Below are 23855 nucleotides of genomic sequence, written 5' to 3' on the forward strand. Positions count from 1 at the left end.
CCTCGCCTCGCTGCGGGTCGTCGGTAGCCCCGGTCGGATTCGAACCGACACTTGCGGTGGTTTGAGCACCGTGCCTCTGCCGTTGGGCTACGGGGCCTGGTCGCGCCCGGCTGTGGCGCCGGGTGCCGCAGACTAGAGTAGCGAACGTCCCTGGACGAGTACGTCCGCCGAGCCGCAGAACGAGGATTGCCACCGGTGCCGATGGAGCCCAGCGAGGGTAGCCCCGCTCGCCTACGAGTCCTGATCGCCGAGGACGAGGCGCTGATCCGGCTCGACCTCAGCGAGATGCTGCGCGAGGAGGGCTACGACGTGTGCGGCATGGCCCGCGACGGCCAGGAGGCGATCGAGCTCGCCGAGTCGTTGCGGCCCGACCTGATCATCCTCGACGTGAAGATGCCGCGCCTCGACGGGCTGACCGCGGCGGAGGTCATCGGCGAGCAGCGCATCGCGCCGATCGTGGTGCTCTCTGCGTTCAGCCAGCGCGACCTCGTCGACCGCGCGCTCAAGGCCGGCGTGATGACCTACCTGACCAAGCCGTTCGCCCAGGCCGACCTGGCGCCGGCGATCGAGACGGCCTACGCGCGGTTCGCCGAGATGCGCGCCCTGGAGGCGGAGATCGGCGACCTGAACGACCGGATCGAGACGCGCAAGATCATCGAGCGCGCCAAGAGCTTCCTGATGACGGCGCACAAGCTCAGCGAGCCGGCCGCGTTCCGCTGGATCCAGCGCAGCGCGATGGAGCGCCGGACGACGATGAAGGTCGTCGCCGAGGCCATCCTGGACCACTCGTCGGGGCGCTGAGCGCACGCCACAGGGCGGTCTGGGTCACATTATTGCTGTTGCATAACGCCCGCATGCCACTTCGCGGATTGGCAATACGTCTCGGCTAACTTGGTCGCCTAGGCGTTTTCGGGGAGCTGTGCACGAGAGGTGCGCACGCCTGGGATCGCTACCTGATCAGGAGGTACGCGTGGCGCGTCATACGGTTCGCGGTGTCGTCGCTCTGGGCGCAATCGTCGCTCTGGCAGTGACGGGATGCGGCAGCAAGGAGACCAAGTCGGAGAAGTCGGGCGGCACCGGCGCGCTGTCGATCAAGCCGTTGGAGCAGGTCGACAAGCAGGGCAAGCCGGTGGACAAGAAGGCCGGCGGCAACGCCGCCGATCCCGCCGGTGACGGCAAGGCCAAGTGCAGCAACATCTCGCTCGGCTTCGCCGGAGCCCTGACCGGGGACAACGCCGCGCTCGGCAAGAACATCCGGTACGGCATGGAGGTGGCGATCAAGAAGCACAACGACGCCAACAAGGACTGCCAGGTCTCGGTCAAGGAGTTCGACACCGAGGGCACGCCGGAGAAGGCGACCCAGGTCGCGCCGTCCATCATCGGCGACGCCCAGGTCATCGGCCTGCTCGGCCCGGCGTTCTCCGGTGAGTCCAACGCCGTCGACTCGCAGTTCAACGAGGCCGGCCTGGCGGCGGTCACCGCCTCCGCGACCAACCCGACGCTGTCGCAGAACGGCTGGAAGACCTTCTTCCGCGGCCTGGCCAATGACGCGGTCCAGGGGCCGGCGCTCGCGGCCTACGTCAAGAACGAGATGAAGGCCAAGAACGTCTGCCTGATCAAGGACGACTCCGACTACGGCAAGGGCTTCGCGGCCGAGCTGAAGACCGGCCTGGGCGACCTCGTCAAGTGCGAGGCCGACACCAAGACCAAGGACAAGGAGTTCTCCGCGATCGTCACCAAGGTCAAGGAGGACAAGCCCGACGTCGTCGTGTACGCCGGCTACTACGCCGAGGCCGCGCCGCTCGCTCAGCAGTTGAAGGAGGGCGGCGTGGACGCCACCTTCGTCTCCGGCGACGGCGTCAACGACCCGGCGTTCGTCGACGGCGCCGGCTCGGCGTCCAAGGGCGCGATCCTGTCGTGCCCGTGCGGCCCGGCCCCCGATGCCTTCGCGGCCGACTACAAGAAGGTCTCCGGCGGTGCGGCGCCGGGCGTGTACTCCACGGAGGGCTACGACCTGACCACGATCATGCTGAAGGCGATCGACTCCGGGGTCACCGACCGCAAGGCGATGGTCGACTACGTGCGCAAGTACGACGGTGACGGGCTGGCGCGCCACTACAAGTGGGACGCCAACGGCGAGCTCGAGGAGAACAACATCTGGATCTACGAGGTCAAGTAGGCCCCGTCGTCCAGCAGCCGACGCGTTCCGGGGCGTGGCCCTCGCGGCCACGCCCCGGACGCGTCCTCACCGCAGTCCCGCCCACCCACTGGAGCTCATGGTGCTACTCGCGTCGTCGGCGACGTTGCTTGCCGCAGACTCCTGGATAACGTTCAACATCCAGGGCTTGTTCAACAACTTCATGGAGTACACCGTCAGCGGGTTGACGGTCGGCGCGATCTACGCGCTCGTCGCGATCGGCTACACCCTGGTGTACGGCGTCCTGCGGCTGATCAACTTCGCGCACTCCGAGGTGTTCCTGGTCGGCCTGTTCGCCCAGTACTTCGTGCTCCAGGCACTCGGCTTCACCCCCAGCGGTGACGCCTACGACGAGGGCATCGGCCTGACCGTGGGCTACCTGCTCGTCGCGATGCTGATCTCGATGCTCGCCTCCGGCGCGACCGCCGTCGCCGTCGAGCGCATCGCCTACCGCCCACTGCGCAAGAAGGGCGCCCCGCCGCTGGTCTTCCTGATCACCGCGATCGGCGCCTCGTTCGTCATCCAGCAGATCTTCTTCGTCTGGCGCGGGGCGATCCCCGAGCGGACCATCCGGCTCGTGGAGGCCAAGACCCAGTTCGACCTCGGCGGAGCCGAGGTGACCAACCTGCAGATGGTGATCATCGGCGCGTCCGTGGTGCTGATGATCGTCGCCGACTACTTCGTCAACCGCACCAAGCTCGGCCGGGGCATCCGCGCGGTCTCCCAGGACTCGACCACGGCCACCCTCATGGGCGTCAACCCCGAGCGGGTGATCATGACGACGTTCTTCTTCGGCGGCGTCCTCGCCGGCGCCGCGGCCCTGCTGTACAGCGTCTACGTCCCGCAGACGATGGTCTACAACGCGGGCTTCATCCTCGGCCTGAAGGCCTTCGCGGCCGCCGTGCTCGGCGGCATCGGCAACCTGCGCGGCGCGCTGCTCGGCGGCCTGGCGCTCGGTATTGCCGAGAACTGGGGGCAGGTCGTCTTCGGCGCCCAGTGGCGGCACGCGATCGCGTTCGTGCTGCTGATCCTGGTGCTGATGTTCCGCCCGACCGGCATACTCGGTGAGTCGCTCGGAAAGGCACGGGTATGAGCGCGACAGACGCTGCGCGGGTCCGCAGCACGCACCCCAACCCGGTCGTGCGCTGGTGGGACGACCTCGCCAAGCCGGCCAAGATCGCGCTCACCGTGGTGGGCATCGTCTTCCTCGTCTTCCTGCCGGTGATGCGGCCGCCGGGGCTGTCCGGCGGCCCGAACGACTTCGCGCTGGTGATGGCCGAATGCGCGCGGATGGCGCTGATCGCGCTCGGGCTGAACGTCGTCGTGGGCCTCGCCGGGCTGCTCGACCTCGGGTACATCGGCTTCTACGCCATCGGCGCGTACGTCGTCGCGCTGTTCACCAGCAAGGGCAGCGACTGGGTGGACACCGTCCACATCCCGTGGCTGGCCGCGATCCCGATCGCGATCGTGCTGACCGCGATCAGCGGCCTGATCCTCGGCATACCCACGCTCCGCGTCCGCGGCGACTACCTGGCCATCGTGACCCTCGGCTTCGGTGAGCTCGTGCGGCTGGCCGCGGACAACATCCCGTGGCTGAAGGGCAACGGCGGCTTCAAGCAGATCGCCTACCCGAACCTGCTCAGCTCCGAGACGCTGCCCAACGGCGTCTTCTCGGCCGGCAATGTCAACAAGGGTGTGTTCAACTACGGCGTCTGGTGGTACTGGGCGCTGCTGGTGATGGTCGGCCTGGTCATCTGGGCGACGAACAACCTCGAGAAGTCCCGCGTCGGGCGGGCCTGGATCTCGCTGCGCGAGGACGAGGACGCCGCCGAGATCATGGGCGTGTCCACGTTCAAGTACAAGGTCTGGGCGTTCGCGATCGGCGCCGGCATCGGCGGCCTGTCGGGAGCGTTCATGGCGGGGCAGGTGCAGTTCGTGAACAACCAGAAGTTCGACGTCGTGTCGTCGATCTTCTTCCTCGTCGCCGTCGTCCTCGGCGGCCAGGGCAACAAGTTCGGCGTGCTGATCGGCGCGTTCCTGGTCGCCTACATCCCGGCCCGGTTCGCCGAGATCGCCGAGTACAAGTACCTCATCTTCGGCGTGGTGCTGATCGCGCTGATGCTCTTCCGCCCGCAGGGCCTGCTGCCGGCGAGGCATCGGCTGATGGGCGCCGGACCCGACGTGCCGCCGGTCACCGACCCGGTCATCACCGGGCACACCGAGCCGGACGCGGACGACGAGGGTGCCTCGGCGCACGTCGAGCCGGGCAGCTCGCCGCTGCACAAGACCGAGGACGACGGCCGGGGCATCGGGGCGCGCAGCCCCGGCGACCTCGACGGGCGGGCCGGCGACGACCTGCCGCCGGCCACGAACGAAAGGGAGCCGCGATGAGCACGCCCCTCGGGTCCGCCGCCCCCGGGCCGGACGCCGACCACCCCGTCGACACCTTCACGCAGGTCGACCAGAGCGAGCTCGACGTCGGCCTCGAGCGCGAGGTCAACGCGGCCGTCGGCGAGACCCTCGTGAGCCTGCAGGACGTCACGATGCAGTTCGGCGGGCTGAAGGCGATGGACTCGGTCAGCTTCGACATCAAGCGCGGTGAGATCCTCGGCCTGATCGGGCCGAACGGCGCCGGGAAGACGACCTGCTTCAACGCGATGACCGGGGTCTACACCCCGACGTCCGGCAAGGTGGTCTTCGACGGGACGGCCATCCGCCGGATGAAGCGCAACCAGATCACCCGGATGGGCATCGCGCGCACGTTCCAGAACATCCGGCTGTTCGCGTCGATGACCGCGCTGGAGAACGTCGCGGTCGGCATCGACGCGCGCCACCGCACCTCCGTCGTCGGCGCGGTGTTCCGCTCGCCGCGGCATCGCCGCGAGGAGCGGATCGCCTACGACCGCGGCATGGAGCTGCTGGAGTTCGTCGGCATCGCCGACCGCGCCCACGAGCCGGCCCGCTCGCTGCCGTACGGCTACCAGCGGCGCCTGGAGATCGCGCGGGCGCTGGCCACCGAGCCCAAGCTGCTGTGCCTGGACGAGCCCGCCGCGGGATTCAACCCGGCGGAGAAGGTGCAGCTGATGGGGCTGATCCAGGAGATCCGCAACCAGGGCTACACGGTGCTGCTGATCGAGCACGACATGCGCCTCGTGATGGGCGTGACCGACCGGATCGTCGTGCTCGAGTTCGGCCGCAAGATCGCGGAGGGCACCCCCGACGTGATCCGCAAGGACCCCGCGGTCATCGCGGCGTACCTCGGCGTCACCGACAACGCCGACGAGGACGAGGACGAGGAGTAGATCGCATGCTCGAGCTGGAGGACGTCGTCGTCAACTACGGCGCCATCGAGGCGCTGCACGGCATCAGCCTGTCCGTCGCCGAGGGGGAGATCGTCTCGCTGATCGGTGCCAACGGCGCCGGCAAGAGCACCACCATGCGTGCCGTCTCCGGCGTCCGGCCGCTGACTCGCGGCCGGATCGTCTTCGAGGGCAAGGACATCACCACGATGGCGCCGCATCACCGCGTGCAGGCCGGCATCTGCCAGGCTCCCGAGGGCCGCGGGATCTTCCCGGGGATGACGGTGCTGGAGAACCTGGACATGGGCACCTACGCCCGCAAGTTCGACTCCAAGCAGGAGTACGCCGAGATGCTCGAGCACGTCTTCGAGCTGTTCCCGCGGCTGGGGGAGCGCAAGTCGCAGAAGGGCGGCCTGATGTCGGGCGGCGAGCAGCAGATGCTCGCGATCGGACGGGCGCTGATGTCGCGCCCGCGGCTGCTGCTGCTCGACGAGCCCTCGCTCGGCCTGGCCCCGAAGATCATCGCGCAGATCCTGGAGATCATCACGACGATCAACCAGGAGGGCACCACCGTGCTGCTGGTCGAGCAGAACGCCCAGGGCGCGCTCTCGCGCTCGCATCGGGCGTACATCCTGGAGACCGGCACGGTCACCAAGACCGGCGCGGGCGCCGATCTGCTGCGCGACCCCGCCGTGATGGAGGCCTACCTCGGCGTGGCGTAGCGGCTCGCGATCGCCGCGCGCTGCCGTGCCGTGGCGCGCCTCGGCCCGCGGTCCCGACGAGAATTCTGAGTCACCCGACCCACCTGCCGGTCCGCCGGTGCTAGGTTGAGCCCGACCCATCCGCACGTCGAGCCGGGGCGTCCATGTCCAAGTGCAGCGTCATCCTCCGCGATGCCTCCGTCGAGGACGCCGAGGCGGTGGGCGCGATGGCGATGCTGGCGCTCGGCACCGACGGGCGACCGACGTCCGGCTCCAAGCTGATGATCGACCACTCGGGGCAGTGCCGGCCGGACGTCGCCGCCGTCCTCGCCAGCCCCGAGTTCCGCACGCTGCTGGCCGTCGACCCGGCGAGCGACGAGATCGTCGGTTTCGCGGTCACCTCCGAGGACCTGTTCGGCTCGCTGATCGGACGGCCGACGATCCACGTGCACTACCTCGTCGTCCCCGACGAGCGCCGCCACCGCGGCGTCGGCCGCGAGCTGCTCGCCGAGGTCACCCGCTTCGCCGAGGAGATCTCCGCCGAGCAGGTGACCGTGGACGTCTCCAGCGAGGCCCGCGACGTCAACCGCTACTTCGCCAAGTCCGGCTTCGTCCCGCTCGCGCAGCGCCGCATCGCCACCGTCGCGACGCTGCGCCGCACCCTCGGCCTCAGCCAGCCCATCGCGGCGCGCGAGGCGGCGCGCCGGCGGATCATCAACCGGTTCTGAGCCGCTGCGACCTACTGCTTCTGCGCGCCGGGCGCCTGCGGCATCGCCATCGCGGTGAGCTGCGCCGAGCACACCAGGTTGCCCTGCTCGTCGGTGATCTCGATCTTGATCGTCTTCAGGGAGCGGCCCGAGTGCACCGGGACCGCGACGCCGGTGACGACGCCCGAGCGCACCGCGCGGTGGTGGTTGGCCAGCACCTGGGTCCCGACGCAGATCATCCCCGGAGCGGAGTTCAGCACCGCGCAGGTCGAGCCGATGCTCTCGGCGAGGGCCGCCGAGGCGCCGCCGTGCAGCAGGCCGTAGGGCTGGTAGTTGCCGGCGACCGGCATGGTCGCGACCGTGCGGGCCGGGTTCCAGTCGAGATACTCGATGCCGAGCTTCTCATCCAGCAGTCCGTCGGGGCGCGGGCGGTCACGGAAGCCGTCCGGCGGCGGGTGCGGGACGTAATCGGCTTCGGGTGCTTCGGTTGTCATAGGGCAACCCTAGACTCGTTGCCGTGAGTGACACGAAGCGACTTCTCCTGCTCGACGGACATTCCCTGGCCTACCGCGCGTTCTACGCGCTGCCGGCGGAGAACTTCCAGACGACGACCGGGCAGTCCACGAACGCGGTGTACGGCTTCACCTCGATGCTGATCAACCTGCTGCGCGACGAGGAGCCCACCCACGTCGCGGTCGCCTTCGACCTCTCGCGGGTGTCCTTCCGCACCGAGACGTACGGGGAGTACAAGGCCAACCGGTCGAAGTCGCCCGACGAGTTCAAGGGGCAGATCTCGCTGATCCAGGACGTGCTCGACGCCATGGGCATCCCGTGGCTGGTGAAGGAGGGCTACGAGGCCGACGACATCATCGCCACCCTGACCCGCCAGGCGCGGTCCGACGGCATGGAGGTGCTGATCTGCTCCGGCGACCGCGACTCCTTCCAGCTCATCGGCGAGGGCACCACGGTGCTGTACCCGAAGCAGGGCGTCTCCGTGCTGTCCCGCATGGACGAGGCCGCCGTCCAGGAGCGGTACGGCGTACCGTCCGCGCGCTACCGGCACCTCGCGGCGCTCGTCGGCGAGGACTCCGACAACCTGCCCGGCGTCCCCGGCGTCGGCCCGAAGACGGCCGCCAAGTGGATCACGACGTACGGCGGGGTCGAGGAGATCGTCGAGCACCTCGGCGAGATCAAGGGCAAGGCCGGCCAGTCGCTGCGCGACCACCTGCCGTCGGTGCAGCGCAACTTCCACCTCAACCGGCTGCTCGACGACCTCGAGCTCGAGCTGCGCCCCGAGCAGGCGCTGCTGTCCGGCATGGACGCCGCGGCGCTGAACCGCACCTTCGACGAGCTGCAGTTCCGCGGCCAGATCCGCGACCGGCTCAACGCCGTGCTGGCCGCCGACGAACCGGTCACCGCCGAGGCGATCGACGTCGAGGTCATCACGATCGCGCCCGGCGCGCTCGGCGCGTGGCTCGCCGAGCACACCTCCACCGGCACCCCGACCGCCGTGTCGTTCCGCGGCACCTGGGGCCGCGGCACCGGCGAGCTCACCGGGATGGCGCTCGCCGCGGGCGGGACGGCGGCGTACGCCGACATCACCAGCGACCTGATCGACCCCGCCGACGACGCCGCGCTGGCCGGCTGGCTCGCCGACGCCGAGCATCCGAAGGTGCTGCACGACGTCAAGGGCCCGCTGCTCGCCGTGGCGGCACGCGGCTGGAGCATCCGCGGGCTGGTCGACGACACCGCGCTCGCCGCCTACCTGGTCAATCCCGGCCGGCGCACCTTCGAGCTCGGCGCGCTGACCACCGCCTACCTGCACCGCGAGCTGCAAGCCGAGGCCTCCACCGGCGCCGCGCAGCTCACCCTCGACGGCGGCGAGGCGGAGGCCGACGAGCAGATCGCCGCGGAGCAGATCTCGCGCGCGGTCGGCACCGCCGCGCTCGCCGAGGCGCTCGCGCCGGAGGTCGAGCAGCGCGGCGCCGGGGCCCTGCTGCGCGACCTCGAGCTGCCGCTCGCGCAGCTGCTGGCCGACATGGAGATCCGCGGCATCGCCCTCGACGTCGACCACCTCGGCGACCTGTCGCGGCAGTTCGGCGACGAGGTCGCCGCCGTCGCCTCCGAGGCGTACGGCGTGATCGGCCACGAGATCAACCTCGGCTCGCCCAAGCAGCTGCAGGTCGTGCTGTTCGACGAGCTGGGGCTGCCGAAGACGAAGAAGATCAAGAGCGGCTACACGACGGACGCCGACTCGCTCAAGGGGCTGCTCGAGCAGACCGAGCACCCGTTCCTGGCGTTCCTGATGCGCCACCGCGACATCACCCGGCTCAAGAGCGTCGTCGACGGCCTGATCCCGCTGGTCGACGACCAGAACCGCGTGCACACGACGTTCCAGCAGATGATCGCGGCGACCGGCCGGCTCAGCTCGACCGATCCCAACCTGCAGAACGTGCCGGTGCGCAGCGCCGAGGGCCGGCAGATCCGCCGCGGGTTCGTGCCGGGCACCGGGTACGAGTCGCTGATGACCGCCGACTACAGCCAGATCGAGATGCGCATCATGGCGCACCTATCCGGGGACGCCGGGCTGATCGAGGCGTTCATGTCGGGGGAGGACCTGCACACCTTCGTCGCCGCCCGCGCGTTCAACATCGGCACCGACGAGGTCGACCCCGAGATGCGCCGCCGCATCAAGGCGATGTCCTACGGCCTGGCCTACGGGCTCTCGGCGTACGGCCTCTCGCAGCAGCTGCGCATCACCCCGGCCGAGGCCCGCGAGCAGATGGACGCCTATTTCCAGCGCTTCGGCGGCGTCCGCGACTACCTGCGCGAGGTCGTCGAGGAGGCCCGCGTGGTCGGCTACACCGAGACGATCATGGGACGTCGCCGCTACCTGCCCGACCTGACCAGCGACAACCGGCAGCGCCGCGAGATGGCCGAGCGGATGGCGTTGAACGCGCCGATCCAGGGCTCGGCGGCCGACATCATCAAGGTGGCGATGCTGGGTGTGGAGCGTGCGCTGCGCGCCGCCGGGGTGCGTTCGCGGGTGCTGCTGCAGGTGCACGACGAGCTCGTGCTGGAGATCGCGGCCGGTGAGGCCGACCAGGTCGAGGAACTCGTCCGCGAGCAGATGGCGGGGGCGGCGACCCTCGACGTCCCGCTCGACGTCTCGGTCGGGGTCGGCCCCAACTGGGAGGACGCCGCCCACTAGCGCGCCGGGTCACGCTCCGGCGGTGGGTTCCGCCCCGCTACTCGCGCTCGCGGTGGGTTATGCCCCGCTGTCCTGCCGATAGCGGGGTGCAAGCCACCGCGAGAGGAGGCGCTGGGTCGCGAGCACCGGCGTCGACGGCTGCCGGTCCGGTGCGGGGAACACCAGGTAGCGGTAGGCGACGTACCGGAACACCGTGCCCAGCCCGATGGCCGCCGTCTTCACCGCGTCCAGCGGCAGCGCGTTGCGGATGTCGAAGACGCCGGCCGCCCCCGCGACCAGGCCGCCCTCGATGCCGATGCCGGCGAGGTTGACGAGCACGAACAGCACGAACGCGCGGGCTCCCGGCTGGTTGCTCGCGCCGAAGGCGTACCGGCGGTTCAGCGTGAACGACAGGACCGTCGTCGCGGCCGCCGAGGTGAACGAGGCCCAGCCGGGACTCATCGGCGTCACGGCGCCCAGCAGGGTGAACAGCGCGATGTTCAACACCAGGTTCAGGGCGCCGATGACGCCGAACGCGGTGATCTCGCGGGCACGCGCGCCCAGCCGCAGCTGCGGGTAGCGGCTCCTGGTCACTGCATCGAAATCGGTCGGCACGTCACTCATCCTGCCCGCGGATGCTGAGAGCGCGCTGGCCGCGCGGCCGAATGTTCACCGGACGTTCCACTACCATGCGAAAGGCCCGCGAATGCGCCGCGCGACCCGAGGAGCACCTGACCCGTGACCTACTCACTTCTCGTTCCCGGGATCAAGGCCCGGGACCACAGCGTCGTCGCTCCGCTGCGCCACGACGAGCCCGGCGGCGAGACGATCGAGGTCTACGCCCGCGAGGTCGTCGGCGCCGAGCACGACGACCCGGCCGGTCTGCCGTGGCTGCTGTTCCTGCAGGGCGGCCCGGGAGGCGCCGCCCCGCGCCCCACGGCTCGCGGCGGCTGGCTGGACGCGGCGCTGCAGCGCTACCGGGTGCTGCTGCTCGACCAGCGCGGTACCGGGCGCTCGACGCCGGTCGGCCCCTCGCTCGTACGCCGTCGCGGCGCGGACGGCGCCGCCGACTACGTGGCCGCGCTGCGCGCCGACGCGATCGTCCGGGACGCCGAGCTGCTCCGCGCGCAGGTCGCCGACGGGCAGCGCTGGAGCACGCTGGGCCAGAGCTACGGCGGCTTCTGCACGTTCAGCTACCTCTCGTTCGCGCCGGAGGGCCTCGAGCGGTGCCTCGTCACCGGAGGCATCCCGCCGATCGGGTTGCGCCCCGAGGACGTGTACCGCCGCACCTGGATGCGGGTCATCGCCAAGAACGGCAACTTCTTCCGCGCCTTCCCCGACGACCGCGCACGCCTCGACGCGCTGATCGGCCTGCTGCCGCGCGGCGTCGAGCTGCCGGACGGCGGCCGGCTCACCGTCGAGCGGCTGCTGGCGCTCGGCATCGACTTCGGCAAGAGCGACGGCTTCGCCGCGGTGCACTACCTGCTCGAGCAGGCGGTCGCGGACGGCGAGGCCGGTGCGGCGTTCCTCGGCGCCGTCGCCGAGCGCACCGGCGGCGCGGCCGCACCGCTGTACGCGCTGCTGCAGGAGGCGATCTACTGCGACGGCCCGGGAGCGAGCCGGTGGGCGGCGACCCGCACGCGCGCCGAGATCAAGGCGCTGTCGGCGGCCGCGGCGCATCCGTTGTTCACCGGCGAGATGATGGAGCGCTGGCGGTTCACCGACGTGCCCGGGCTCGCGCCGTACGCCGAGGTCGCCGACCGGCTGCACGCGCGGGAGGACTGGCCGGCGCTGTACGACCCCGCGCGGCTGGCCCACAACGAGGTGCCGGTGGCCGCCGCGGTGTACTTCGACGACATGTACGTCGACGCGGACGCCTCGCTCGCGGTCGCCCGGCGCACGCCCGGGGTGCGCGCCTGGATAACCAACCAGTACGAGCACGACGGGCTGCGGGCCGACGCCGCCGTCTTCGAGCGACTGGACCGGATGACGAGGGGCATGGCATGAGCGAGGTGTACCTCGACCACGCGGCCACGACCGTCGTCCGCGCGCGGGTGATCGACGAGATGACGCGGGTGCTGCGCGAGACCGGGAACGCGTCGTCGCTGCACGCCGCCGGCCGGCGCGCGCGGCGCGAGATCGAGCAGGCCCGCGAGCAGGTCGCCGAGGCGATCGGCGCGCATCCCATCGAGGTCGTCTTCACCAGCGGCGCGACGGAGGCCGACAACCTCGCGGTCGTCGGCGGCTACCGCTGGCGGCGCGCCACCGACCCCGCGCGGTCGACGCTGGCGGTCACGCCGGTCGAGCATCCGGCGGTCCTCGACGCCGCCCAGGCGCTCGTCGAGGACGCCGGCGCGACGCTGCGGTGGATCGAGGTCGACGAGCACGGCGCCGCCCGCGTCGACGACCTCGCCGAGATCGTCACCGACCCGTCGCTCGCGATCGCGTCCGCGATGTGGGCGAACAACGAGGTCGGCACCCTCTCCGACATCCCGGCCATGGCGCGGATCTGCGCGGACGCCGGCGTCCCGTTCCACGTCGACGCCGTGCAGGCGGTCGGCCGGGTGCCGATCGACTTCGCCGCCCTGCGCATCACCAGCCTGGCGCTGTCGGCGCACAAGCTCGGCGGCCCGCAGGGGATCGGCGCGCTGGTCGCCGGCCGGGCCTTCACGCCCCGGCCGACCTCGCACGGCGGCGGCCAGGAGCGCCGGCTGCGCTCCGGCACCCTGAATGTGGCCGGTGCCGTCGGCCTGGCGGTCGCGCTCACCGCCGCGGAGGAGGAGCGGGTCGCCGAGGCGGCGCGCCTCGGCGCGTTGCGCGACCGGCTCACCGCGAGCGCCCTGCGCATCGAGGGGCTGCAGGTCAACGGGCACGCCTCGGCGAGCGAGCCGACGCTGCCCGGCACGCTGAACCTGCACATCCCCGGCGCGGACGCCGACGCCGTGCTGATGCTGCTGGACGCCGAGCAGATCGCCGTGTCCACCGGCGCGGCGTGCAGCGCCGGTGTCAGCGAGCCGAGCCGGGTGCTGCTGGCGATGCTGGGCGACGACCGCCGCGCGCGGCAGAGCATCCGGATCTCGATGGGCCGGACGACGACCGACGCGGACGTCGACCGGCTTCTCGCGGTGCTGCCGCGGGTCGTCGAGCAGGCGCGGCGCGCGACCGGCTACCGCGACCCGCGAGGGTAGACTCCTGCGACTGTGAAGATCCTCGCTGCGATGTCCGGAGGCGTCGACTCCGCGGTCGCCGCCGCCCGCGCCGTCGACGCCGGCCACGACGTGACCGGCGTCCACCTCGCCCTGTCGCGCGCGCCCGAGGCGGTCCGCGCCGGCGCTCGCGGGTGCTGCACGATCGAGGACGCCCGCGACGCCCGGCGCGCCGCCGACGTGCTGGGCATTCCCTTCTACGTCTGGGATCTGGCTGAGCAGTTCCGCGAGGACGTCATCGACGACTTCGTCGCCGAGTACGCCGCCGGGCGCACTCCCAACCCGTGCCTGCGCTGCAACGAGAAGATCAAGTTCGCCGCGGTGCTCGACCGCGCCCGGGCGCTCGGCTTCGACGCCGTCGTGACCGGGCACCACGCCCGGCTCGACGTCGATGCGGACGGCGTTCCCCGGCTCGCGCGCAGCGTCGACGAGGCGAAGGACCAGTCGTACGTGCTCGCCGTGCTCACCCGCGAGCAGCTGCGCTACGCGATGTTCCCGCTCGGCGACACCACCAAGGAGCAGGTGCGCCGGGAGGCGGCGCAGCGGGGGCTCGCGGTCGCCGAGAAGCCCGACTCGCACGACATCTGCTTCATCGCCAACGGCGACACGATGGGCTTCCTGCGCGAGCAGCTCGGCAGCCGTCCGGGGGAGATCGTCGACGGCGACAGCGGCAGCGTCGTCGGCTCGCACGACGGTGCCTACGCCTACACGGTCGGGCAGCGCAAGGGCCTGCGGCTGGCCAACCCGGTGAACGACGGCAAGCCGCGATACGTGCTCAGCATCGAGCCGGTGGCCAACCGGATCACCGTCGGCACCGCCGAGCAGCTCGAGGTGACGACCGTGGTCGCCGAGCGTCCGGTGTGGACCGGCGGCCGCGCGCCGGCGTTCCCGTGGCGGGGCACCGTGCAGATGCGGGCGCACGGCGGCCTCGCCGAGGCGACCGCCGAGGTCGACGCGACCGGGCGCCTGCTGGTCGGCCTGCACACGCCGGCTCGCGGGATCGCCGCGGGCCAGGCGATCGTGCTGTACGACGGTGACGACGTCGTCGGCTCGGCGACCATCGCATCGGCCGCCGCATGAGCGCCGCGGACCGGTGGTGATGCGGATCGGCACGACGGGCGTCGGCTCGCTGCCCGGCGCGGGGGCCGAGGAGGCCATGCGGGTCGCCTTCGGGGAGGGCCTGGACCTGCCGTACCTCGCCGAGACACCCGCGCGGGGCCCCGGAGCCGACCAGATCGGGCGGACCGCGGCGCGGCTCGTCGACGTCCACGTCGAGATCACGCCGTCGGCGTGGCGGGTCACGCGGCGCCCCGGGGTGGACGCGCGGCGAGCCGACGACTTCTGGGCATGGGACCTCGACGCCGTGCAGACCACCGCCGAGGGCTACGCCGGTCCGCTGAAGGTGCAGCTCGCCGGCCCGTGGACGCTGGCGGCGTCGCTCGAGCTGGCCAACGGGCACCGGTTCCTCACCGACGCCGGCGCCGTCCGCGACCTGCAGGAGTCGCTGGCCGAGGGAGCCGTGCAGGTCCTCGACGACCTGCGGCGCCGGGTACCGGGCGCGCAGCCGGTGCTGCAGCTCGACGAGCCGTCGCTGCCCGGCGTGCTCGCCGGGTCGATCCCGACCGCCAGCGGCTTCGGCCGGCTGGAGGCGGTCGGCGCCCACGAGGCGGGCCTGGGCCTGCAGCGGGTGATCGAGGCGGTCGGCGTGCCGGTCCTGGTGCACTCGTGTGCCGCGCGGGTGCCGTTCGGGCTGCTGCGGCAGTCCGGGGCCGAGGCGGTCCTGGTGGACGTCGCCCTTCTGACCGAGGCCGCGTACGACGACCTCGGCGCCGCCGTCGACGAAGGACTCGCTCTGGTCGCGGGGGTGGTGCCCTCCACGCGCGCCGTCCGCCGGGACGACGTCGATCGCGGTGCCGCGCGGGTGCGGGAGATCGCCTCGGCGATCGGCGTCCCGGCGGCGCGGATCGCCGACGAGATCGGCATCACGACCGCCTGCGGGCTCGCGTCCCGCACCGCCGCCGAGGCGCTGGCCGCGACCCGCGCCGTGCGCGCCGTCCACCGCCAGCTGACCGACAACCCGGAGACCGATCATGCGTGAGTCGATCGAGCGGTTCTATGCCGCCGCGGGCGACGCCGACGAGAGCGTCCTCGCCGAGGTGCTGCACCCCGACGTCCGGCACTTCCTGATCGCGCCCGACCCCGGCGACGAGCCCGTCGTCGGGGCGGCGCCGCTCATCGAGTCGATCGCCGGCGCGGCCCGCGCGCTCGGCGCCCGGTGGAGCGTCGATCATCTGCTCGTCGCGGGCGGCACGGCCTGCGTCGAATGGTCGATGACCACCGACGAGGCCGAGCACGGCGCGCAGCGCGGCTGCGAATGGGTCGAGCTGGACGGCGCGCGGATCGACGAGTTCCGCAGCTACGCGCAGACGGGCATCGCCGGCACGGAGCTCGACGGCTATCCGTACGCGCAGGGCATCCCGGACGCCGCAGCCGGCGCCGCGTCGACGCCGCGCGCCGGTGCCGACAGCGAGCGGCTGCCGGGGATCATCGCGTACTACGACGCGTGCACCGCGGCCGACGCCGAGGCGCTCGCGCGGTTCTTCACCGACGACGTCGTGCACTACTTCGTGCGGCCCAACGTCGGCTCGGCGCCGGTGCGCGGTCGCGAGCATCTCGCCCGCTACTGGCGCAAGGTGGCGCGCCTGATCGACGCCCGGTGGGTGGTCGAGTCGATCATCGAGCGCGGTGACGAGGCGGTCATCGAGTGGTCGATGTACTGGGCGCCCGCCGGAGGCGACGAGCGGATCGTCACCCGCGGCACCGAGTGGTACCTCTTCCGCGACGGCCTGATCGCGGAGATCCGCTCGTACCACAGGCAGCTCGAGCGCAGCACCGAGCTGGGCGGCTTCCCGTACGCCGACCGCGGCTACAGCACGCTCGGGCACGAGGCCAGCAACCTGCATCCGGGTGTCGGTGCCGACCGGCAGAATGGCTGACGTGGCGACCCAGACGACGACCGAGGCAGCACCGGATCCCCGCGACGCGGCCGAGCGGCACGCGCAGCTGAGCGCGGAGATCGCCGAGCACCAGCGCCGCTACTACGAGCTCGACGCGCCGACCGTCAGCGACGCGGAGTACGACCGGCTGTTCCGCGAGCTGCAGGACCTCGAGGCGACGTACCCCGACCTGATCACCGACGCCTCGCCCACGCAGCGGGTCGGCGGCTCGGCGACGTCGACGTTCGCCGCCGTCGAGCACCTGCAGCGCATGTACTCCCTCGACAACGCCTTCAGCGAGGGCGAGGTGCAGGCCTGGGCCGCCCGGGTCGAGAAGACCGTCGGCGACGGCGCCCGCTACCTGTGCGAGCTGAAGATCGACGGGCTGGCCATCGACCTGGTCTACGAGAACGGCCGGCTGGTGCGCGGCGCAACCCGCGGCGACGGCCGCGTGGGCGAGGACATCACCAGCAACGCGCGCGCGGTGAAGAACATCCCCGACCGGCTGACCGGTGACGACGTGCCGGAGCTGCTGGAGGTGCGCGGCGAGGTCTACTTTCCGGTCGCCGACTTCACCGCGCTCAACGAGCAGCTCGTAGCGGCCGGCAAGGCGCCGTACGCCAACCCGCGCAACACCGCCGCGGGGTCGCTGCGGCAGAAGGACGCCCGCGAGACCGCGAAGCGCGGGCTGATGCTCATCGTGCACGGCATCGGCGAGGCGCGCGGCGTCACCTGGCGCTCGCAGAGCGAGGCGTACGAGCTGCTCGCGAGCCTCGGGCTGCCGACGTCGCCGCGCTACCGGGTGGTCGACGACCTCGCGGGCGTGCAGGAGTACATCGAGCACTACGGCGAGCACCGGCACGACGTCGAGCACGAGATCGACGGCGTGGTGGTCAAGGTCGACGATCTGGGCATGCAGCGCGAGCTGGGCTCGACCAGCCGGGCGCCGCGCTGGGCGATCGCCTACAAGTACCCGCCCGAGGAGGTCAACACGACGCTCGAGGACATCCGGGTCAACGTCGGACGCACCGGGCGGGTCACGCCGTACGGCGTGATGACGCCGGTGAAGGTCGCCGGCTCGACCGTCGAGATGGCCACCCTGCACAACGCGCACGAGGTCAAGCGCAAGGGCGTGCTGATCGGCGACACCGTGGTCCTGCGCAAGGCCGGCGACGTGATCCCGGAGATCCTCGGCCCGGTGGTCGCGCTGCGCGACGGCACCGAGCGCGAGTTCGTGATGCCGACGCACTGCCCCGAGTGCGGCACGCAGCTGCGCGAGATGCGCGAGGGGGACGCCGACATCCGGTGCCCCAACGCGCGGACCTGTCCCGCGCAGCTGCGCGAGCGGCTGGCCTACCTCGGTTCGCGGGGCGGCCTGGACATCGACGGCCTCGGGTGGAAGGCGGCGGTCGCGCTGGTCGACTCACCGGCGTTCACCGACGAGGGCGACTTCTTCGACCTCGATGCCGAGGCGCTCTCCGGCATCCCGTTCTTCCGCAAGAAGGACGGCACCCCCAACGCGGCCGGAACGATGCTGCTGGCGTCGCTGGACGACGCCAAGCAACGCCCCCTCTGGCGGGTGCTGGTGTCCCTGTCGATCCGGCACGTCGGGCCCACGGCGGCCCAGGCGCTCGCCGGGCACTTCCGCGAGCTGCCGGCGATCTTCGAGGCGCCGGTCGAGCAGCTCGCCGAGGTGGAGGGCGTCGGCGCGATCATCGCCGAGTCCGTCAAGGCCTGGTGGGAGGTCGACTGGCACCGCGCGATCGTGCAGCGCTGGGCGGACGCCGGCGTGCGGATGGCCGACGACGCGTCGGCGCCGCCGGCGCAGGAGCAGACGCTGCGCGACCTGTCGATCGTCGTCACCGGCACCCTGTCGGGCTTCACGCGCGACGAGGCGGCCGAGGCGATCACCAGCCGCGGCGGCAAGTCGGCGAGCTCGGTGAGCAAGAAGACGGCGTACGTCGTCGTCGGCGACTCGCCGGGCAGCAAGGCCAAGAAGGCCGAGGAGCTCGGCGTCCCGATCCTCGACGAGGACGGCTTCCGCCGGCTCCTCGACGACGGGCCGCCGAGCTAACGCTCACTTCTGGTACGGCGCCCGGTACTTCTTCGCCTCCGCCGAGGCCGACTTGTCCTCGATTATCTTCAGGCCGCCCTCGGCGGACTTGTCGACGCCGAGCACGTAGCTCTCGCGGGTCGCCGGCGCACCCGGCACGGAGTAGTCCAGATCGCCGGTGAGGCCCTCGGTCTTCAGGTTGGTCACCTTCGCCTTGGCGTCCAGGATGCCCTGGCGGGTGAGGTCGCCGTCCCCACAGGCCTGCGTCAGGATCGCCTGCCACACGCGGCCGGCGGTGTAGCCGTACGGCACGTACGTCGACGGCTGGTCGGTGAAGCCCTTCTTGGCGTACTCGTCGCGGATCTTCTTGGCCGCCGGGAGATCGGCGCTGTACGGCGCGTTCGAGTTCATCACCGTCGCCCGCTCGGCGAGCGCGCCGGCGGCCGTGTCGTCCGCGAGCATGCTGGGGGCGAACGACCCGGCGCTGGCCAGCAGCGGCACCTGCAGGCCCTGCGTCTTCATCTGGATCGCGGCGGACGCCGCCGCCGCGGGCGCGGTGGTGATCGCGATGGCCGTGACGCCCTCGCTCTTGAGCTTGGTGATCGTCGCCGTGAGGTCGGTGTCGGTGCCCGCGAGCGCCGCCTCGACGACCTTCAGGTTGTGCTCCTTCGCGTAGGCCTTGGTGCCCAGCAGGCCGTTCTGCCCGTACTCCGAGTCGATGTAGATGTGCCCGACCGTGTCGCCGTCCTTGACCTTGCCGGTCTTCGCCAGGTAGCTCCAGCCGTTGATCATCTCCACGTCGTACGTCGTGCCGACCATCAGGATCGAGGGGCTGTCCAGGTTCACCGAGGACGGGCTGCTGGCGGTGGTCAGCACCTTGTCCGTCGTCACCTGCGACTTCAGCGCGGCCATCGCGGGCGCCCCGATCACCTGCAGGAGACCGAGCACCTTGGTCTTCTGCGTCTGGTACGTCGGGACGGCGTTCTCGGCCTTGTAGGCGATGTCGACGGTGTCCAGCTTGATCTTGCGCCCGCAGATGCCGCCCGCGGCGTTGATCTCGTCGGCCCAGATCTCGTCGCCGTGGGTGATCGCCAGGCCCGCGGCCTTGAAGATGCCGGACATGTCGGTCTGCACGCCGAGGGTGATGTCGCTGTCGGTCACGCCGACGTCGGTCTTGACGTCGCCGGAGCTCTGCGCGGCACCACCGGCCGCCTTGCTCGAGCAGGCGGTCAGGGCGAGGCCGGTGAGCACCAGCGCGGCGGTGGCGATGGAGGGTCGACAATTCATGGGGTCTCCTGTGGTGAACGGTGGTGCGGGGGAAGGGGAGTGGTCGGGAGGTACTGCGGGGGCACGCCGTCGCGGGCCCACTCGCGCAGGGTGGCGGCTCGGATCTTGGCTCCGTTGGTGCCCGCCGTCACCGGCATCTCGGTGATGACGTGGATCTGTGCAGGCACCTTGAAGCGGGCGAGGCGCTCGGCGCAGTGCGCGAAGAGGTCGGCGTCGCCGGCGCGGGCGCCGGGCCGGAGGGTCACGAACCCCACGGCCACGGTCTCGTTACCGCGCCGTGCGCCGACGACCTTGGCCACCTGGACGTCGGGGTGCTCGCCGAGCCGGGCCGCGATCTCGTCCGGCTCGACCAGGAACCCCTTGAGCCGCAGCGCATCGGAGGCGCGGCAGACGTACTCGAAGCTGCGCTCGTCGGTGAGCCGTCCGAGGTCGCCGGTGCGGAACCAGCCGTCCGCGGAGACGTTCTGCGCGAGCAGCTCCGGCTGGCCGAGGTAGGCGTCGACGACGTTCGGCCCGCGCAGCTCGATCTCGCCCTGGACGCCGGCCGCGACCGGCTTCCCGTCGTCGGTGACGCGCACCTGCATGCCGGCGTTGACGAGGTGGCCGCCGCCGCTCCACCGCTGCGGCTCGGGGTCGTCGACGGACCAGAAGGTGGTGAGCGCGAACACCTCCGACGAGCCGTAGACGCCGACCGTCTCGGTGCCGAACTCGGCCTTGGCCCACCGGGCCAGCGCGTGCGACTCGCCGTTGAAGTCGGCGATCCCGATCCAGCGCAGGCTGCTCAGGTCGCGATGCCGGGCCTGCCACGCCAGATGGATGCGCCCGAGCATGTCGTCGCCGAAGGCGACGTGCGTGCCGCCGTAGGCGGCGATGTCGTCGAGCAGCGCCTCGGGATCGAACGAGGGGTGCAGCAGCACGGCACCGCCGGCGTGGATCCCCGCCATGATCGCGGAGTAGCCGAAGGTACCGCTGTACGGCAGCGGTGCGACGACGACGTCCGACGGGCGCAGCGCGAGGGCGGCGGCGACCTCTCGGGCGTGCTCGGCCACCGCGGCGTCGCGGTGCGCCGCGAGCTTCGGCAGGCCGGTGGAGCCCGACGTGGTGAACGCGACCGCCAGCTCGTCGGGGTCGCTGCCGTCGGGGAGCGGCAGGTCGGGTCGCGGCGCCGGCGCCGCCAGCGCGCCGGCCCCGGCGTCATACGTCTCGATGCGGTCCGGCAGGGCGGTACCCGGCGGGGCGACCGGCACGACGAGCGGCGCGGTGCTGCCGGGGTGCGTGGTCAGCGCCTCGCGCAGCCGGCCGACGAGGTCGAGCCCGACGAATCCGGCGGCCAGCACCACGACCTTCGGCCTGCCGAGCTCGAGCACGTGCCCCACCTCGGTGACGTTGTACCGGGTGTTGATGCCGACGGCGTGCGCGCCGACCGCCCGCGCGGCGTACTGCCAGGCGATGGCGTCGGCCCAGGTGGGCAGCCAGACCCCCACGCAGTCGCCGGGCCCGACGCCGCAGCCCCGCAGCAGCCCGGCCTGGGCGGCGACCAGCGCGCCGAGCTCGCCGCGGGTCCAGCGGCGGTGCCCGGTCGCGGTCGGCTCGATCAGGGCGACGGCGCCGGCATCGTCCCGGATCAGGAGGGTCAGGTCAGCGAGCATGCTCATCGTCACCACCTCCCAGCCACGGCTCGATCCAGGCGTGCAGCCGGTCGGCGAAGTCCGGCAGCTCCTGCGGCGGGTAGTGCCCGATGCCCTCCAGCACAACCGATCGGCCGTTCGGGATGGCGTCCGCCGAGCGGCGCATCGCCTCCAGGTCCAGCCACAGGTCGTCCGCGCCGCCGACGAGCAGCACCGGGCAGCGGATGTCGGCGAGCCGGCCGGTGAGGTCGTGGCTGGTCCATCCGAGGAGGTCGCTGTTGCTGATCACCGGGTCCTCGCGGCGGTGCATGGTCGCGATCAGCTCCCGCACCTCCGCCGGCACCGCGTCACCGACGACGGCGCGCGTACCCAGGTGCGTCCGGTCGGTCCGGCTCGGCGCCGCGACGTCCTCGAGCTCGCGCAGCAACGCCTTGCGGTTGGCCCGGCCGGCGTCCGCGGATGCCGCCATGGCCACCGCGCCGGCGAGTCGTGATCCGAGGCGGGTGGCCAGATCCAGCGTCAGCTTGCCGCCGATCGAGCATCCCGCGACGACCAGGGGCGCGTCAGCCGGGTCGAGGGCGTCGATCACCTGCACCAGCCACGCCGCGAAGTCGCCGAGGTCGGTGACCGGCCCGGCCGCGGCGGGCTCGCTGCGACCGTGCCCCGGGTAGTCGGGGGTGATGGTGCGGTAGCCGAGCGCGGTCAGCCGGGGGACGACCCGGCGGTACTGCACACCGCTCTGCCCGGCGGTGTGCAGCAGCAGCACCGTGGCGCGGGCCGGTCCGGCCGGCTCACCGATCTCCGCGTAGCCGAGCGATCCGTTCAGGAAGAGGTAGCTGCCCTGCACCGACCACCGCGGTGCCGGCGGCGGCACGGAGGTCGGCGGCGCGTGCGGTGCGGGCTCCGCGACCCCGGCGACCTGCCGGGCCGCGTCGACGAGGTAGGCCAGCGGCTTCGTCATCCGCAGGTACTCGTAGCCCGACCCGACGACCGAGAACGCCCCGCCCATCGCCTCGTGCATGTAGCGGTTCTCGCCGGCCGCGAGCAGGCGTTCCCACACGGCCGGCGGTACGACGAAGGCGAACGTCTCGTCGCCGTCGATCCGGTCGTCGACGGCGCGCACGGATCCCTTGTGGATCTGGAAAGCGACGCCGGGAGCGGTCCGCTCGCCACGCACGGCGAGCACCCCCTCCCAGGTCTGCGTCGCGGCGGCGAACCGCGGGTCGGCGGTGAGCGCGTCGGCGATCTCGCGCGCCCATCGGGACGTGCCGATCGTCGGGGAGTCAGCCATGTGAATGCCGTTCCTCTCGAAATCTGTCGGTTGGCTCGCATCGTGTTGACGCGCCGGAAACCACCCACCTAGCCTCGGCAGGATGACGACGCCTGACACCGCCTCCGGACCCGCTCTCGAGCACGAGGTGCTGGCGCCGTCGGGCCGGGCCGGCGAGTCGGCGATCCTGTCGGCGGCGTTGCAGGTGCTCGGCGCGCGGGGCTACAACGGGATGTCGATGCGGGACGTCGCGACGACCGCCGGCACGAGCCTGTCGAACCTGTACAACTACTTCCCGTCCAAGGTCGACCTCGTGGCGACCCTGCTGACCATCACCAACAACGATCTGCTGGCGCGCCTGGAAGCCGCGGTCGCGGGCGCGTCGCCGGACGCGACCGGGCGGTTGCGGGCCGCCATCGGCGCCTACGTCGCCTTCAACGTCGAGAAGACCACCGCGAGCCTCGTCGGCATCAGCGAGATCCGTTACATCGCCGGGAACCAGCGCGCGACGGTGGTCGCGGCGCGCGACCGCACCGAGCAGATCTTCAAGGAGATCATCCGTGACGGGGCGCGGGCCGGCGAGTTCGGCACCGCGCGCGCCGACGCCGCCGCCCGGGCGCTGGTGACCATGCTGTCGGCGATGTCGCTGTGGTACCGCCCGGAGGGACCGCTCGGGGCCGACGAGCTCGCGGCCCAGCAGATCGACCTCGGCATGGCGCTGGTCGAGGCGCGCTAGCCGCTCAGCCCGCATAGCCGGTGTCCGCGGCGGCCCGGGCGGCGCCGTAGCCGAACGTCCCGCGGTCCCAGGCCTGGTCGGCGGGCACCCACCAGAAGAACGACACCTTGCGCTCGGTGAAGCGCCACCGCCCGTCCGCGCATCGCACCATGCGGTCGGTGTACCGGCCGGCGGCGACGTGCGCCTCGCCGTCCACGACGCACGGCTGGTAGAGCCAGGTGGCGCCGGTGGCCGCGTCGCCGTCGAGGTCGATCGTCTCGTTGGCCGAGAAGTGCCACCACGCGGTCAGCCCGCCGGCGGCCAGACCCGAGAAGAACTCGACCAGATCGGCACGGCCGCGGGCCGTCGACAGGCCCACGAACGCGCCGTCCTCGGTGAACAGCTCGGCGAGCTCCGCCCACCGGCCGTCGTCGAGCAGCTGGCAGTACCGCGCCCGCAGCTGCTGCAGGTCGTGCAGGTCCTCCAGGCGCCGAACCCGGGACTCGAGGGTGTCGTCCATCGCGCTGCCTCCAAGAACGAACGATCGTTCATGTGAGTGAAACAGCCGGTGGCCCATCCGTCAATACGTCTGCGGGGATCCGGCCG

Annotated in this window: 21 protein-coding genes and 1 tRNA gene; 15 read left to right on the forward strand and 7 right to left on the reverse strand. The window is 71.8% G+C overall.

Translation table 11 applies throughout. The features are described 5' to 3' along the window. Positions 1 to 24: 24 nt before the first annotated feature. Positions 25 to 97: transfer RNA gene (locus tag F8A92_RS10560), tRNA-Leu, on the reverse strand. Positions 98 to 201: 104 nt separating this feature from the next. Between F8A92_RS10560 and F8A92_RS10565 the strand changes: the two genes are divergently transcribed. The 7 genes from F8A92_RS10565 to F8A92_RS10595 all read left to right on the forward strand — a co-directional run bounded on the left by F8A92_RS10565 (position 202) and on the right by F8A92_RS10595 (position 6925). After that, the gene (locus tag F8A92_RS10565; protein ID WP_153505148.1) at positions 202 to 801 is read left to right on the forward strand and encodes an ANTAR domain-containing response regulator; all 600 of its coding nucleotides are present in this window, start codon (positions 202 to 204) and stop codon (positions 799 to 801) included. Positions 802 to 970: 169 nt separating this feature from the next. After that, positions 971 to 2179 (forward strand): branched-chain amino acid ABC transporter substrate-binding protein, encoded by a 1209-nt coding sequence (locus F8A92_RS10570; protein WP_153505122.1) that lies wholly within the window; start codon positions 971 to 973, stop codon positions 2177 to 2179. Between the two features lie 97 nt (positions 2180 to 2276). Beyond that, positions 2277 to 3290 (forward strand): branched-chain amino acid ABC transporter permease, encoded by a 1014-nt coding sequence (locus tag F8A92_RS10575; RefSeq protein WP_153505123.1) that lies wholly within the window; start codon positions 2277 to 2279, stop codon positions 3288 to 3290. After that, complete coding sequence (locus F8A92_RS10580) at positions 3287 to 4588, forward strand: branched-chain amino acid ABC transporter permease (RefSeq protein WP_153505124.1); 1302 nt, start codon at positions 3287 to 3289, stop codon at positions 4586 to 4588. The genes F8A92_RS10575 and F8A92_RS10580 overlap by 4 nt, the downstream gene beginning before the upstream one ends. Further along, positions 4585 to 5499 (forward strand): ABC transporter ATP-binding protein, encoded by a 915-nt coding sequence (locus F8A92_RS10585; RefSeq protein WP_153505125.1) that lies wholly within the window; start codon positions 4585 to 4587, stop codon positions 5497 to 5499. Before F8A92_RS10580 ends, F8A92_RS10585 begins: the two co-directional genes overlap by 4 nt. Positions 5500 to 5504: 5 nt before the next feature. Next, positions 5505 to 6218, forward strand: coding sequence for an ABC transporter ATP-binding protein (locus F8A92_RS10590; protein ID WP_153505126.1), 714 nt, complete (start codon positions 5505 to 5507; stop codon positions 6216 to 6218). A gap of 143 nt (positions 6219 to 6361) precedes the next feature. Continuing rightward, positions 6362 to 6925, forward strand: coding sequence for a GNAT family N-acetyltransferase (locus F8A92_RS10595; protein ID WP_153505127.1), 564 nt, complete (start codon positions 6362 to 6364; stop codon positions 6923 to 6925). Positions 6926 to 6936: 11 nt separating this feature from the next. Here the strand turns inward: F8A92_RS10595 and F8A92_RS10600 are convergent, their stop codons facing one another. Next, positions 6937 to 7398, reverse strand: coding sequence for a hotdog fold thioesterase (locus F8A92_RS10600; protein WP_153505128.1), 462 nt, complete (start codon positions 7396 to 7398; stop codon positions 6937 to 6939). A gap of 23 nt (positions 7399 to 7421) precedes the next feature. On the opposite strand from F8A92_RS10600, the gene polA reads away from it, so the two are divergent. Then, on the forward strand, positions 7422 to 10115 hold the full coding sequence (gene polA / locus F8A92_RS10605; protein ID WP_153505129.1) for a DNA polymerase I: 2694 nt from the start codon (positions 7422 to 7424) through the stop codon (positions 10113 to 10115). A gap of 57 nt (positions 10116 to 10172) precedes the next feature. On the opposite strand, the gene F8A92_RS10610 is transcribed toward polA, so the two are convergent. After that, complete coding sequence (locus tag F8A92_RS10610) at positions 10173 to 10709, reverse strand: GtrA family protein (protein WP_194291448.1); 537 nt, start codon at positions 10707 to 10709, stop codon at positions 10173 to 10175. A gap of 123 nt (positions 10710 to 10832) precedes the next feature. Here F8A92_RS10610 and F8A92_RS10615 point away from each other — a divergent pair, with 123 nt between their 5' ends. The 6 genes from F8A92_RS10615 to ligA are packed head-to-tail and all read left to right on the forward strand — an operon-like array spanning position 10833 to position 18370. Then, positions 10833 to 12101, forward strand: a complete 1269-nt coding sequence (locus tag F8A92_RS10615; protein WP_153505131.1) for an alpha/beta fold hydrolase — start codon at positions 10833 to 10835, stop codon at positions 12099 to 12101. Then, positions 12098 to 13282 (forward strand): cysteine desulfurase family protein, encoded by a 1185-nt coding sequence (locus F8A92_RS10620; protein WP_153505132.1) that lies wholly within the window; start codon positions 12098 to 12100, stop codon positions 13280 to 13282. The genes F8A92_RS10615 and F8A92_RS10620 overlap by 4 nt, the downstream gene beginning before the upstream one ends. 12 nt (positions 13283 to 13294) lie before the next feature. Further along, positions 13295 to 14380 carry a tRNA 2-thiouridine(34) synthase MnmA gene (mnmA, locus tag F8A92_RS10625; protein ID WP_228389363.1) on the forward strand — a complete coding sequence of 362 codons (1086 nt, stop codon included), beginning with the start codon at positions 13295 to 13297 and terminating at the stop codon, positions 14378 to 14380. 19 nt (positions 14381 to 14399) lie between these two features. Continuing rightward, complete coding sequence (locus F8A92_RS10630) at positions 14400 to 15398, forward strand: uroporphyrinogen decarboxylase/cobalamine-independent methonine synthase family protein (RefSeq protein WP_153505133.1); 999 nt, start codon at positions 14400 to 14402, stop codon at positions 15396 to 15398. Continuing rightward, positions 15391 to 16296, forward strand: coding sequence for a nuclear transport factor 2 family protein (locus F8A92_RS10635; RefSeq protein ID WP_153505134.1), 906 nt, complete (start codon positions 15391 to 15393; stop codon positions 16294 to 16296). The genes F8A92_RS10630 and F8A92_RS10635 overlap by 8 nt, the downstream gene beginning before the upstream one ends. A 1-nt stretch (position 16297) precedes the next feature. After that, entirely contained in the window at positions 16298 to 18370 is a 2073-nt protein-coding gene (gene ligA, locus F8A92_RS10640; RefSeq protein ID WP_228389364.1) for an NAD-dependent DNA ligase LigA, read from the forward strand. Between the two features lie 3 nt (positions 18371 to 18373). Here the strand turns inward: ligA and F8A92_RS10645 are convergent, their stop codons facing one another. From F8A92_RS10645 to F8A92_RS10655, 3 genes are read right to left on the reverse strand one after another with little or no spacing between them, the layout of a single operon-like run. Next, complete coding sequence (locus tag F8A92_RS10645; protein WP_153505136.1) at positions 18374 to 19636, reverse strand: ABC transporter substrate-binding protein; 1263 nt, start codon at positions 19634 to 19636, stop codon at positions 18374 to 18376. Next, the gene (locus F8A92_RS10650) at positions 19633 to 21291 is read right to left on the reverse strand and encodes an AMP-binding protein (protein WP_153505137.1); all 1659 of its coding nucleotides are present in this window, start codon (positions 21289 to 21291) and stop codon (positions 19633 to 19635) included. Before F8A92_RS10650 ends, F8A92_RS10645 begins: the two co-directional genes overlap by 4 nt. After that, positions 21275 to 22555: an alpha/beta fold hydrolase gene (locus F8A92_RS10655; RefSeq protein WP_228389365.1), complete on the reverse strand. Its 1281-nt coding sequence runs from the start codon at positions 22553 to 22555 to the stop codon at positions 21275 to 21277. Before F8A92_RS10655 ends, F8A92_RS10650 begins: the two co-directional genes overlap by 17 nt. An 82-nt stretch (positions 22556 to 22637) precedes the next feature. On the opposite strand from F8A92_RS10655, the gene F8A92_RS10660 reads away from it, so the two are divergent. Beyond that, positions 22638 to 23270, forward strand: a complete 633-nt coding sequence (locus F8A92_RS10660) for a TetR/AcrR family transcriptional regulator (RefSeq protein WP_153505138.1) — start codon at positions 22638 to 22640, stop codon at positions 23268 to 23270. A gap of 4 nt (positions 23271 to 23274) precedes the next feature. Here the strand turns inward: F8A92_RS10660 and F8A92_RS10665 are convergent, their stop codons facing one another. Then, positions 23275 to 23769: a nuclear transport factor 2 family protein gene (locus F8A92_RS10665; protein WP_153505139.1), complete on the reverse strand. Its 495-nt coding sequence runs from the start codon at positions 23767 to 23769 to the stop codon at positions 23275 to 23277. Between the last annotated feature and the right edge of the window lie 86 nt (positions 23770 to 23855).

It is taken from the genome of Cumulibacter manganitolerans, from assembly GCF_009602465.1.
Lineage (GTDB): Bacteria > Actinomycetota > Actinomycetes > Mycobacteriales > Antricoccaceae > Cumulibacter > Cumulibacter manganitolerans.